Annotated in this window: 2 protein-coding genes; both read right to left on the reverse strand. The window is 67.1% G+C overall.

Annotated elements, in window-relative coordinates; genetic code table 11:
• Positions 1–235: 235 nt before the first annotated feature.
• Complete coding sequence (locus HMPREF2914_RS06310; RefSeq protein WP_023092212.1) at positions 236–12,778, reverse strand: filamentous hemagglutinin family protein; 12,543 nt, start codon at positions 12,776–12,778, stop codon at positions 236–238.
• A gap of 158 nt (positions 12,779–12,936) precedes the next feature.
• Entirely contained in the window at positions 12,937–14,037 is a 1,101-nt protein-coding gene (locus HMPREF2914_RS06315) for a substrate-binding domain-containing protein (RefSeq protein ID WP_003112210.1), read from the reverse strand.
• Positions 14,038–14,111: the final 74 nt, after the last annotated feature.

Genomic DNA, 14,111 nt, shown 5'->3' on the forward strand with positions numbered 1-14,111 from the left:
CCGTCCCTGCCTTTCACCACTGAATTCCGTTTTCCTCATTCACACCTGTTTGACGGCAACCCCGCCGCACCACCGAACTTTTGTCATGAAAACTTCATGCGACCGGCCGTTCGCGCGCCGCCGGCGGGGACGAACGGGCATTCACCCGAGAATCGACCAGCACCTCGGAAGTTCGCCGAAAAAAAGGCCCTCCGTGGGGAGGGCCTGGCGGGTATCGTGCCTCCGCGGCGGTGCCTTACAGGATCAGGTTGCCGCGCTCTTCATCGGTCAATTGGCTGCGCGCCTGTTCGCCGAGGGCTCCGGCGCCGAGCACCTGCACGGCGCTGTCCGGGTTGTAGCCCGGCGAACGACTGGCGCCGTCGCGCGAAGGCTCCAGGCGCTCGTTGCCGAACCCGAGCACCTGCACCGTGATCACCGACGGCATGCGCTGCCGCGCGGCGGCCTGCTGCTGGCGACTGACGTCCTCCGCCGCCTGGGTCGCGGAACTCGCCGCGGCGCTGGCGGAGGTCAACGCACCGGTATTCACCGAAGCCACCAGCGGAATGCCGCTGGACTGGCCCTGGGTCTGGATGTTCGCCGCGTTGACCACCTGCAGCGCCGCCACGTTGACGTTGCCGGAGACCCGGATGCCCGCCTCGCCGGCATCGATGGTGCCGAGCGGGGCGATCAGGTCGATGTCGCCCGGCGCCACTTCGGGAATCGGGTTGAGGGTGGCGATACCGGCGCCGGTGCTGGGCACCTGCGGCGACAGGCTGACGTTGCCCCAGGCGTCGTAGATGCGCCGCGGCGGGGTGTACACCACGGTGGTCTGGGAACCGCGACCGGCGTTGATGTCGCCTTCCGCCGACCAGGCCAATATGCTGCCGCCGAAGGTGGTCATGATGCGGCTCTGGCCGAGCAGGATGCTGTCCCGCGAGTAGGCCTGGATATCGCCCTGGCCCTGGGTGACGATGCCTGCGGTAGACGGCGGCGCCTCGCCCTCGATACCGAACACCTGGCGCCCGCCGGGGCTGAGCAACTGGATGTCGCCGCCGAAGTCGGTGTGCACGCCGGCACCGCCATACATGACGATATCGCCTTCGTAGCTGATCGGATTGCCCGCCGGATCGCGCTCGGGGAACAGCGCGGCGATCGCGTTGCGCCCGCGCAGGTAGCTACCCTGGCGTACCCCGCCGACTTCGTTGTACTCGCGGCCGCCGGCCCTGAGTTCGGCGAAGTACACCTGGCGGGCGAAGATCCGCTGCTGCTCGGCGGGCAGGCCGGCGAAGAACGCCTGGGCCTGTTCCGCGTCGCCGGCGAAGCCGAAGCGCTCGTTCAACCACTTGGCCAACTCGCTTTCGTAGGTCCTGACCACCTTGCCCGGCTGCTCGGCCAGCGGGGTGCCGGCCTGCGCCAGGTTGGCCGGATCCAGGTAGCGCTCGAGGAAGGCCTGATAGTCGGCCCCCGCCGCGCCGGCCTGGAGCACGATATCGGCACCCGGCCGGCTGTCGCCCGGCACCACCGCACCGAGACTGGTGATCGCCGCGCGGTCCTCCATGAGGATGTTGCGCCCGGCGCTGATCTCCAGGGTACCGGGGCCGGCGACGTTGAAGTTGCCGTAGAGGATGTCGCGGCCGGCCTGGACCAGCGAGAGGTCGTTGGGGTCGTCGTGGACGAAGAGGTTGCCGGTGAACGAGGCATCCGTACTGATCTGACTGGGAGCGCTGATACGCTGTCCCAATGGGGTTCCGGAGGCAACGATGTCGCGCCCGGCGCGCATCCAGACGGGACCGGCGCCTTCATACCAGGTTTGCCCGGCGCGGTTCCCCGCCTGCTCGCCGAAACGAATCTGCGCACCGCTATTGAGCCCGACGATATCTCCTGTCAACGCATAGAAACGCGCCGGTTGCAGATCGCGCGCCAGGCTCGCAGCGCTATCGGGGCCGAAGTAGAACAGAGGCAATCCGCCAATGACGGCCGGATTCCCGTCCGGACTGCCGTTGCCGGCTATCGGGTTGAGCAGCGCGGCATCGGAGTAGCCGGCAAATGCCGGCGTCCAGATCGATGGCAGGTTCGCAGGATCGGCACCTGAGCGTTGCACCGAATAGCCACCGGCATAAATGGAGTCTCCAGCCAGCAACTCCAGTTCACCGTTGAGCGACGGTGCCAGTAACAAGGAGTAGGGAGTGGTCGAGACATTCAGGCTCACGCCTCCCATGTAACCGCTGGAAGGACCGAGATAGATACTTCCTTCCGGGGCAGCCGCACGTACTATCGATGGATAGATGAATCGCCCATCGCTAGGCGACAGGTTTCGGCCTGCCATGGGAATAGCGTTGGTTGCCTCGACCAATTGGGTGCTGGGCGTCAGGTTGCCGCCCGCCGCAAACAGATCGATCGAGGTGTGTGCAGTCCAGAGACTGAACCAACCGATCCCACCCCCTTGGTAGACGCTGCCATCGGGAGCCGTGAAGCCAACGGTATTCGGCACCCCCACCCTACCGGGGTCAGTCACCCCACCCAGGACCAGGTCGCCACGGGTTTCCAGACGCATGCCAGTATCTCCGGCCACCAGGGTGAGGCCACCCGTGGAGCTAGCCAGCGTCGGGCTGAACGCATCCCTGCTGCGCACTTCGGCGGGGTCCCGCAGTAGAGTGTCGTAGCGAGGATCGATGCCTCCCAGCGCACCACTGTACAAGCTCGCGGAACCGCGCAGATTGATGAGGGCCCCCTGCAGATCGTGAATGGTGCCGCCGCTGTAAAGACCGTCAAACCCCGAACTCGAGTAGGTCTGGGTAGCCCGCGCCTCCCGGCTCGGGTTCACCTCCCCGCCAATTCTCACATTCAGGTCACCGCCGCCGCCAAGTTGCAGCGCGCCGTCGGAGGTGAGCCGGCCAGTGCCGGCAACCGCCAAGACCAGTCCCTGGCTGCGCGGATTAAGGTTACCGGATGAAGGTATCGAACCATCTCCGCGTGGCGCGATATTGCCGGCATCACCTCCGGTTCGCATGCTGAGATTGCCGCCTCCCAGAGTGCCGAAACCGGTGAAGCCGACCAGATAGGGAGCATCTCCCTCCGCGCCACGCACATAGCTGCCGAAATTGACCCACCAGGCCGTCGGCACTCCTTCCCTGTCGGCGCTGCCCTGGCGCCAGAGCCAGTTGCCGACTGCAGCGCTGGGGGGCAAGGGGCGAATGGGATCGCTACTTGTCAGTTTCTCGGCCCATTGATCACCAACCACATCACCGCCAACGGCGATATCGAGGTTGCCGCCATGTTCCGGATACCAGGCCTGGTACTGGCTGGTTGAGAGCACTTCGTAATCCGCGCCACCGGCGCCCAGTACCGACCCATTGAACAGACCGCGAGGCTGATTGAATCCCGTCGCGACATCGGCGGCCTGCGTTCCGGCGGTATAGACGCCGTACGGCGACCATTGCGTAAGGTTACCGGCACTGGCCAGGTCAAGATCGCCAGTGCCGGTGCGCAGCACACTGAACAACTGGTTCTGCGGTGTGACCACGGTTTTGCCGAGATTCTCGATACACAGGGACGGATCGACACTGCACCACCACAGATCGCCCTCGCCGATCGCCGTACCAGCAGGCATGCCCAGGTAATTGCCGGGCGCCCAGGTCCAGCGGGGAGGCTCGGCACAATACGGCCCCAGCCCGCAGATCCATTCATTGCTCTCGTCGACCGGAGTTCCCGGGGTCATCCCCCAGTCGGTAGCCTGATCGGTGAACACCAGCCCTCCCGAGCTCTGTTCGATCTTCGCCTGATAGTGCGTATCGGCCAGGTTCAGGCTGGCCGAGGAGTCCGGACGCACCAGACGGTTGTCGGCAGCCGCGAGATCGGCACCGGCGACCAGGCGCATGGACCAGGACTGGCTACCGGCCGGCAGCATCTCGGCCAATGCCCAGTTGCGTCCCTGGCGGACACCGTCGCTGGGCCGCAATTCGATGAAAGGCGCATCGCCAGCCAGTACCACTTCGGTCTGCGAAGGGATCAGAGAACCACGTGCCAAGGCCAGCTCTCCATTGAGCAGCAGGACATTGGGTCTGCTTGGCCCCTCGCGCAGGATGCTCGGCAAGGGCACGCCCGCAGGCCAGGTCATCGCCTGCACGCTGGCCGGTGCAGCCAGCAGGGTACCGGCACCCAGCCGGCTGCCGACCTCCAGCGTCACCCCGTCGCGCAGCAGGCTGCCCGCGGCGTACAGCAGGTTGCCGGCGGCATCGTGGATGTCCGCTACCAGCACGCTGCCGGCGGCCAGGGTATAGGGCTGTTCGAGTACTGCCTCGGTGGCCAGACGGGTGCCGGCGGCCAGGGTGGTGCCCTTGATCGGCAGGTCGTAGTTGAGGGTGCGGCCGCCGAGGAACGCGGTACCGTCGCCGAGCACCACGCCCGGGCCGGGAACCACCAGGTCGCCGCCGAACGGCTGCACCCCCGGGGTGAGGATCCAGCCCTTGTCGTCCGGCGAGTCCGGCGGCGGCGCGAAGCCGTCGTTGATACTGCCGTAGAGGTTCAGGTCACCGCCGGCGCGCAGCACCAGCGCGCCGACCTCGCCGGAACCGTAGACCTCGGTCAGCGGCGTGTTCGGATTGAGGCTGGCGTAGCGGTAGCCGGACAGATCGAGATCGCCCTGCACCACCAGGTCGCCGTCCGCCGTTGCGCTGACGATCTCCACCCCTGGACGCAGGTGGAAAGCATCCGCGTAGGTGGCATTGGTCAGTCCGGCCAGCTTGCCGTCGAGCAACTCGCGGTTGGCCAGCGCCGCGGCGATGAACGCGCTGCTCTCGGCATGCCGCGCATCGAGGTAAGCCTGGTCGATCACCTGGTAGGGCCGCCCGCCGGCCGCCGGATCGTTGCCCCAGGGCGCATCGTCGTAACGCTGCACCGCGTTCAGGGCGATGCTGCCGGCGCCGCGGATGTCCAGCGCCCCGCTGGCATCGATGGCGATGTCACCGGCGCTGACCCCGCCCAGGCGTGGCGCGTTCAACTCCAACGTGCCACGGGCGACGCCATCAACCTGTTCCGCTGGCGCCGCGGTGCCATGGCGCAGGTCGATGCGCGCGCCGCCGGCCAGGACCAAGGTGCCGCTGCCGGAACTCAGCTCGACCATCGCCCGGTTCGGGCTGTCGATGATCTGCCCGTAGCTGTCGCGCCGCAGCAGGCTCCCATGCGCATCCAGCAGCGCGTTGCCGCCCAGGCTCAGGCCGCGGCCACCGGCCAGGCGGATCTCGCCGACCTGCGCGCCGCTGGCGTCCACCGTTCCGCTCACGCCGAGCTGGCCATTGTCGAGGGACACCTCGATGCGATGCGCCTTCAGGCCGTCGCCGATCTGCAGGTCGCCTTGCTTGAGCTGGAAGCGCCGCGCGCCGAAGACCTCGCCCTGGTTCAGGCGCTGGTTCAAGGCGGTGAACTGCTCGCTCAGGCTGCCGCCGTCGCCCAGGCGCTGGGCGCGGATCTCCAGCTCGCCACCGAGGAACGGCACGCGGGTGCCGCCGGCATCGTAGTCGCCGCTGGCGCCACCCAGTATGCGGCCCTGCAGGTCCACCACCCCGGCGTCCTCGGCCAACGCCACGGCGCTCAGGGTACCGCCTCGGTTGTTGCGCGCCGACAGGTCGATCAGCGAACCGGCGGCCTGGCGGATGTCGCCGGCGCGACTGCTCAGCAGCAGGTCGCCACCCCAACTGTATTTATCCACATCGTTGAAGCTGGCCTTGCGTCCGGCCAGGTCGATGCGCGCGCCATCGCCCAGCTCCAGGTCGTCTTCGGCGCTCAGGCTCAGCTTGCCGCTGGGTAGCGAGACCGCGCTATCCAGGCGGATCTCGCGGGCGCTGAGGGACAACTCGGCACCAAGCCCGGCGGTGCCGCTGTCGAAGGTCACCGCGGCAGCGCCCGCCGGAGCCGCCAGGCTGAGGCTACCGCCACTGCTGATCCGACTCAGCGAACCGGCCTCGCCGGTCAGCAACGGCGTGCTCAGGCGCAGGTCGCCGCCGCTGTAGCGCAGGCCTTCGCCGGCGACGTAGCCGTCCAGGCGCTGGTAGACCCGCAAGCTGCCCTTGTGGTTGGCGCTGATCCGCTCGCTGGCGTTCAGTTGCACCTCGGCGAAGCCCAGCGCCAGGCGCGCCTCGTCGGTCTCGCCGGCCGGCTGGGTATTCGCGCCGTAGCCCAGGGTGATGCGCTCGGCGTCCACCCGCAGGGTTCCGCTGCCGCTACCGGCGCCGCCGGTGACCGGTGCCGCAGCCGGCTGGCTGGAGCCGCTCCAGACCAGGCTGGCGGTGCGAATGCTGGCGACATCCTCGCCGGTGCCATGGCCGTAGATGGCCGGGGTGCCCAGCACCAGGTTGGCCAGGCTGGATTTGCCGGTGGCCGGGTCGTAGGTGTCGAGGCTGACGCTACCGTACATGTTGACCGCGTCGCGGGCGCTGAGAATCAGGTTTTCCAGGGCCGGAATACCCGCCCCGCGCTCGCCGCGCAGCAGGCGCTGGAGCACCGTCTGGTCCAGCGCCAAGCCGTTCGGCAACACGCCGCGAGCGGCCGCGTCGGCCAGCGACTGGCTGGAGCCGATATTGATCGTACTCAGCGCCAGGCTGAGATTGCGTGTCCCGTAACGAACGTTGTCGCCAAACGTCACCGTACCATTGGTGGCGATACCCAGAGTGCCCTCCGAATAGAGTTCGGTGTCGGCGCAGCCCGCCCCTTCCGCACAACCTCCGAGACGAACCGGTAACGAGCTATCCGCTGCGGGTGCCAGCAGGTTCAGCCATCCGTTGGACAAGAGCAGCAGGTTACGGCCGCCGGGTTGATAGATGAAACCATCGGACGAATCGTATGCAGTCTTGCCTTTCCCCAGAGTGCTGATGCCACTCCCGCCTTCAAGGGTGATATCCCTGCCAATGATCACCTCCGGTGCGGAAAGGTGCGCGCCCTTTCGCAGCACAACGGGAAAGAGCCGGTTGCTCCCGCCGAACTGGACGAAGTTTCCTTGCTCGCCGTATTCGACGTAGGGCAGCGTGCCAATGGCGATACGGCTGGCACCTATTGCATTCAGATCGTCCGCAACCAACGACACGCCAGCGAAATCGGAGTCGGGCAGCCCACCTTCAGGCAGAATCTCGATGCCCGCCTCGGCATCCACGATGAGGCTGCCGCCATATCCGCTTTCTTCCGGCGTGAAGTCGACCTTCCCCTCGAAGCTCAGGGCGTTTTCCCGAAGCTCCTCATCCGCGCGCAATCCCAGGTAGAGGGATCTGGCATCCACTGGCAACATCGCTCTGGGGATGTTCTTGCGCGCGGCATCGGCGCGAATGAAATCCGCATAGCTCATTTCGTTGTACTGCGAGTAGCGGCGCAGCGTATCGGCGGAAGACAGGATGACCTGACGGCTCAGACTGTCGCGGATGGACGTGCCGGCAATCGACAACTGCCCGGACGTCGCCCAGGAGCCATTGCGCAACCCCTGCGTCGCCATGGGCGCGCCTTGCCCCGCCAGACCGTTGATCTCGACGCGGAAAGCGCCCGGCAACAGGGCATAGGTCGAAGGCAGCAAGGTGTAGGTACCGGCGGCCAGGCCGGGAACGCCATCCCCGATGGTGACCTGTTGCCCGACCAACGGCTGGATGGCGCCCGCCTCGCCGCCCAATGGCGCACTAACGGCCTGGTGTCCAGGCACGATGGCATACACCGGGTTGCTGGACAGCTCCGGCAGACGGAACCCATCATTGTCCTGCTGCACCAGGGGATGAAAACGCGCATCGGTCGAACCCCCTCTGCCGGAGATGAATCCAGCCCCCGCGAGTTCGCCGCCGCCGGACAGGTCCAGCCGCGCCCCCTGTTGCACATCGACCTCGCTGGCATAAAGGCCGACTCCCGCAACCAGTGTCCCAGCAGCGAGAGCGCCCCCGGCACCGGTCAGTTGAATGGGGACCTGGTTGACCAGATAGTTGATCCCATCGGTCGTGCCTCCATAGGGCATGACCAGCTCAGCGCCGCTAACCGAGGTCAGGCTCCCCGGCAACAACCTTACCGTGCCCGGGGCACGATCCAGATTGCTGCCGAACTGGATGAGCCCCAGCGGCGCACGCACCACGCCACCCTGCTCGATATTCGATGCCATGAACGCCAGACTGCCGAATACCGACAGCGGAGTGTCCGGCAAGGACTCGCCGCTACGTTCGATAGCCAAATGCCGTTCGGCATCGAAGACGGCCTGCCCCCTCTCATCCAGTCCATACCCGGCATAGAGGGTCGAACTCGCTCCCGTCACCGGATAGAGTTGGGCCGCAGTCAGTTGCAGATCGCCGTGGGTTATCAAGCGCCCCGACGGATCGCCATTCTCTGGATAGTCGCCAGCGAAACGCAGGTCGCCCTCGCTGCGCAGCGTTACCTTCTCGAAACCTGGTCGCTGATAGCGGACAGCCTCTGCGTTGACCCCATTGATCACCCCGTCGCTACCGAATGACAAGCGCCCGGCGATATCCAGCAGGCGCCCGGCAGAAACCTGCAAGCGAACCTGCTCCGCTGTCGCGGTCGGCCCGTACGTGAGACGCGGACGAAACTCGCCAGAGGCCTGCTGCCCATACATCCCGATGCCGGAAAGGCGGACATAGGGCGCCTGCAACTTCACCTCGCTCGGCCCGCCACCTGTGGCGGCTATCGTCCCCGCGTACAGATTCAGGCTGCGCCCCATCGCAAGATCGATGTTCCCCTCGAACGACAGCGGACCGTTGCTGAACAACGAAAGTTGGTCGAATCCGCCGCTCGTCAGCGACTGCGTCCCAACTCGGCTCTGGCCATAGCGCAGAGCCGAATCGTCCATTCCCGGTTGCAGCAAGGTCGGTAATCCCGAATCGGCATGCCCTGCCGTCAGGATCAGCTCGCGCATGGCCAATACCCGGTCATCCACGACAGTAAAACCTTGGTACAGGGGAGCGTCCGCAATGATCTCCAGGCTGCCGCCCGCCGCTCCCGAGCCGCCGGCTGCGGCGCGCAACGAACCGTCAAGATACAGCCCATTGTAGGAACTGAGAGCGATGCGCCCGCCGTCGCCGGTCAGCAAAACCCTTCCCAGTCCCGGTACATCCAGCTGTGCCTGGCTGCCGGAGGCCTCCAGTCGTGCACCGGGGCGTACGATGACGAACGCATCCGCCGAGGTCGCGATCGCCTTGCCCGGATCGATCTCGCCGCCGATGACGATGCTGCCGCCGGACTGTACTTCTCCATAGCGGCGACCGCGCCCATCCACGGCAGTGACAGCGCGGCCGGCAACATCCAGCAATGCCTGCTCTCCAATCCAGATGGAGCGTGCATGGGGCTGGCCTTGGGCCTTGGGCTGATTGTCCTGGGTAACGTCGAGCGCGCCGAACTGCTGCTGGCGCACGTCGATGCGTCCGCCCCAAGCGTTCAGAGTGCCATCCAAGGTGATCTGTCCGGGACCGCGCAGGACGATGGCGCGCCCCGGATCGACCTCGACCAGCGAACCGCGCCCCAGCTCCAGCGTCTGGCTGGCGGGATCGAGCTGCCCGAGGATATTGCCGTCGCCGCCTGCCTGCAGGTACAGGTCCGCCCCTTCGCGTTGGATCAAGCGTCCGGCCAAGGCATCCTCCAGGTACAGCGGCGGTGTCCAGCCCTCCAGCGCCTCTCGCGGCGCCTCGCCAGCCGCGACCTCGCCGGCCCCGCTGGCGAAACGGTAGACCGGCCGCGCGACCCGCACCTGGGCATCCTCGGCTACCGTCAATCCGGAGCGACCGACCACCCGGTAGCTGGCGAAGCCCTGCTGGAAGAAATCTTCGGCCAGTTGCAGGCTGCCATCCCCGAGGTCGTCGCCGCCGATCCGCACCTTGCCGCTCTGCAGCGACAGCGTGCCGGCGCCACTCGTGCCGAGACCATTCAATGTGCCGCCCAACTGCAATTGGCCATCGCTGGCCTGCGCCAGCCCGGCACTGGCGTGCAAGGCGATGTCGCCGCCGCGTCCGCCCAGTCGTTTGCCGTCGGCCAGCAGCGCCGCCCCGGACGACACGTCGAGCAGACTGCCCTGTCCCAGGCTCAGGTCGCCGCCGCTGCGCAGGGAAATCCGTCCGCCGTCGCGGTAGGCCAACGTATCGTTGTCCTCCGGCGCCAGCAGCAGGTTGCTCCACAAGCCGCTGGCATCCAGCCGTACGCCGTCGCCCACGCGCAAGATGCCGTCTTCGCGGCCGGAATCGACGAAACCATCGATCGTCCCGTTCGGGGAAATCTGCGCCAACACGTTGCCGGCCTGCAGGCTGCCGCCATGGGCGGTGATGTCGGCGTCGATCGCCACGTCGTTGGCGAACAGGATTGCCTCGCCGCCATTGGCCAGGGTCAGCGCGCCGTCGACTCGGATGCTCTCGCCGGCCGCCACCTTCAGGCCGCCCAGCTGGAAGCCGTTGAGCAGTTCGCTGTCCAGGCTCAGGCGGCCCTGGCGCTCGGCGGCCACCGGAGCGTCCAGGGTCGGCTCCTCGGCCGCCGCCTCGCCGGCACCGATGACCACCTGCTTGAGGCTGCCGGCATCGGCGCCGAGAGCGTACTCCAGCAGGCCGCTGCTCTTCACGTAGTAGGGGGTGTAGCGCCCGATGACCAGCTGTGCGCCGCGCGCCACGGCATTCTGCGACTGGTTGTAGCCGTCCAGGCCGGCCTGTGGCGCTTCGGTCTGCCGCTCGCCGCGATAGGTATCGCCGACCACCTGGCCGTCGAGCCGCGCATTGGCGCTGCCGATCACCAGACTGCCGGCGTCGCGGCCGACGATGTAGCCGTTCTCGTAGCGCTGGGTCGGCGCGATCAGCGGATTGTAGAAATAACGGGTCTGGTCCCAGCGCTCGCTGTGTGCCTCGTAGCCGCGGTAGATGCCGTCGTAGAGCAGGTCGCCCGGCGCCGACCCGAGTTCGTAGAGGCGTCCGTCCGAGCCCTTCAGCCAGGTCTGGCGGATGTAGCCGCCCTGCACATCGAGGGTTCCGCCGGACAGGTTGATCTGCGAACCGGCCTGGGTCACCACGTCGTTGCCGGTGAAACTGACGATGCCGCCCTGGGCCATCCACTCGCCCGCCGAGTGGCCCTGGGTGCCCAGGTAGCCACCGACCTCCAGCAGGCCGCCGGCGGTGTACCAGCGGTCGCTGGCATAGCCGTTGGTGCCGGCAGGCACCCGTACCAGGTCGCGCACGTCGACCCACACGTCCTGGCTGTTCAGACCGCCGCCCTCGCGGTTGACCGAGGCGTCGCGCTGCTCGTTGCCGCGCACGTTGACCTTGATGCTGTTGGTCTCCATCGCCACTTGCACACCTTGCGCGCCGGAGACATCGATCACCGCGCCGTCGCGCAGCAGGGCGCGCTGGCCAGCGTTGACCGCCACCTGGCCGCCGCTGGCGAGGGTGATGGAGCCGTCGCGGAAATCGACGCTGCCGGCGGAGTCGATCTCCACCCGCGACAGGTCGCGGCGGTCGTCGTCGCCCCGACTGACAGCGGCACTGGAGCCGTTCAACGGCTTGAGCAAGGCCTCGCGCTGGCTGTCGAGGGCGGCGCTGCCGCTGCTATCCACCAGGATCGCGCTGGTGGCGCCTTCGGCCAGGGTGATCCGCTCGCTGGCCTTCAGGTGCAGGGTGCCGCGGCTGTCCACCGAACTGCTGGAAAGCAATACGCCGGCCTGCTCCACCTCGCGGCCGCTGAGGCTGATATCGCCGGTGGCGGCCTGCACCAGGCCGCTGTTGCGTACCCGGCCGGCACTGCTGTCGGCGGCGAAGCCCGGCAGCACCTCGTTGCCGCGGGTGGTGGAGGTCAGGTTGCCGTCGGTGCCCTGGCCACGGCGGATGACGAAGCTGTCGCCGGCGGACAGGACCGTCTGCCCCTTCGGCGTGACGATGCTGCCGGCGTTGTCCACCTCGCTGCCGAGCAGCAGGACGTAGCCGCCGCCCCTGGTCGAGCCGGACGGCGCTGCCGTACGCAACTGTGCGCCCTGCTCCACGCGCACGGCGCCGGCCGCGTCGGTGAAGGTCGGACGGCTGCCGGCGTTGTCGTAGTAGAGGCCGCGCTGACGGAACTGTTCGTCCGAGATGTTCGCCGCCGCCACCGTCAGGTTGCGCACGTCCACCTGGCTGCTGCCGGAAAACACCACGCCGTTGCGGTTGACCAGCATCACCGTGCCGTCGGCCTTGATCTGCCCCTGGATCTGGCTGGGCCGCGCGCTGGGGTCGTTGACCCGGTTGAGCAGCGCCCAGTCGGCGTGCTGCTGGAAGTCCACGGTGGTGTTGCGGCCGACGTTGAAGGTCTCCCAGTTGAGCACCGCCTTGTCGGCGGTCTGCTCGATGCTCACCGTGGTCTTGCCGCCGGCCTGGGTCTGCACCGGTCCCTTGGCGTTCTGCCAGGCCTGCTCGAACGGCAGCGAGGCGTCGACCTTGAGGCCGCCCTCGCCGAGTCCGTCCGGAACATCCTGCGGAAGGTTCAGCGCCGCCTGGCGTCCGGCGGCCTGGGCGGCCTGCTGGGCGGCAATGGCGGCGACGGTGTTGTTCAGGTTGGCCATCGAACGCTGCAACTGCTGGTTGACCCGCTGCTGCTGCGCCAGCGGCGGCGGCGCCCCCGGCAACTGCGCTCCCGGTCGCGGCGCCCCGGCAGCGCCGCCCTGCGCCGCGCCCTTGGCAGCGAACCAGGCGGCGCTGAACGGCTGCCCGGCGGCCTGGGCGCCCCCTGCGACCAGCAGCAGGGCGATGGCCTGGGCCAGCGGCTTCAGGCGCGGCGCGTAAAGCGCGCGGGAGGAACGGGCGGACGACGGCGAACGGGACGGCATGGCGAAGGGGTCCTTGAGCATGAAGTCGGTCGGGCGCCCGCAACGACGCCCGTTACTGGTAGACGGCCTGGCGGAGGGTGGGCCGAAGACTTGTCATGGAAAGTTCATGGAGCGGAGATCGACGGCGATCCTTTGTGGAGCGCCGCCGGGCAGGGAAACTAAGGACGGCCGCGGTTGGTGCAGATGTTTGGATTGTTGATGTTCAGGTTTTCGCCGTTGCCGCTGACGAAGGTGTTCATGACCGCGCTCTTCCAGATCGCAACCAGGGGGACGAAGCCATGGGCGACGGTCGCCGCGTTGTTCACGCTCGACCCATAGTGCCTGGTCAGGAATGCCCGGATCTGACTGGCCGCGTTGGCGTCCCGATAGCACTGGCTGAAGATGAAATTGGTATAGCCGACGATGGCATAGCCACGGGTGGGGTTGGCAAATGTCGGAACCCATTCCAGAGGGTTGGCGCGAGCGGTAGTGGTAGTCGGAGGTACGACGGTGGACACGGCCGCCACGACATTGGCCGCGCTCGGCAGAAGCCCGTTCACCCGCGCGATCTTCGCATTGTCGGAAAGAGGAAGCCCCTCCGGTCCGGCATAGCCGATCGAACCGTCCACTGCATTGATCGCGGAGCGAACCTCGGCATCGCTCGATACCCCGGTCCAGTTGGCGGGCAGCGGGCCGTTGAGCGGCAAACGGGCATTGGCGAACAGCGGACCGGTGGCGAATCGCGTCGGACAGATACTGTTCAGGTGACGCGCCAGCAACTCGGTGGTGCCGCTGCCATCGACACGGTAGACGATGCGAATCGGCGTGGTGTCGCCGCTGCCCAGCAGTTGCCCCCAGGTAGTCCTGGCGCCGGAGAAGACATCGCACAATTGCAGGCTGCTCAAGTTGAGCGCGGTGGTTCCAGCCTTCCGATAGGGAACGACCACCGGAGTGACCACCGAGGGAATCTGGATCAGCGGACCGTATTCTTCGTTGAAGCGCACGAGGTAGTCCAGCAGCTCGACGTTCCGCAGCACCGAGTCACTTCCGGCGTAGTGCACGCTGCCGGTCGCGCCGAACAGCACCGGGTCATTGGTCAGGAAGGCCCGCTTGCCGGCACTGCTCCCCACCCCCTCATAGCTGAAAGTAGCCGGCAGAATGCTGTCGGGAGAGCCTTTGTAGAGCGCTTCCGGCAGCGTGGCGCCACCACCGGTCACGGCCAGGGCCACCTGGCTGGCGAAGAGCGTCAGTGCAACGACGCCAAGCATTGGCTTGAGCATGAAAACCTCCTGGGTTCCCCACAAGAAAAAAGACCGGCAGCCACAGGGCTGCCGGTCCTCGTATCGATTCGCCT

This window comes from Pseudomonas sp. HMSC067G02 (assembly GCF_001813485.1).
In the GTDB taxonomy this organism is placed as follows: domain Bacteria; phylum Pseudomonadota; class Gammaproteobacteria; order Pseudomonadales; family Pseudomonadaceae; genus Pseudomonas; species Pseudomonas aeruginosa.

Excerpts from the sequence above, each read along its gene's own strand:
- HMPREF2914_RS06310 (WP_023092212.1), bottom strand. The coding sequence starts at position 12,778 with ATGCCGTCCCGTTCGCCGTCGTCCGCCCGTTCCTCCCGCGCGCTTTAC.
- HMPREF2914_RS06315 (WP_003112210.1), bottom strand. The coding sequence starts at position 14,037 with ATGCTCAAGCCAATGCTTGGCGTCGTTGCACTGACGCTCTTCGCCAGC.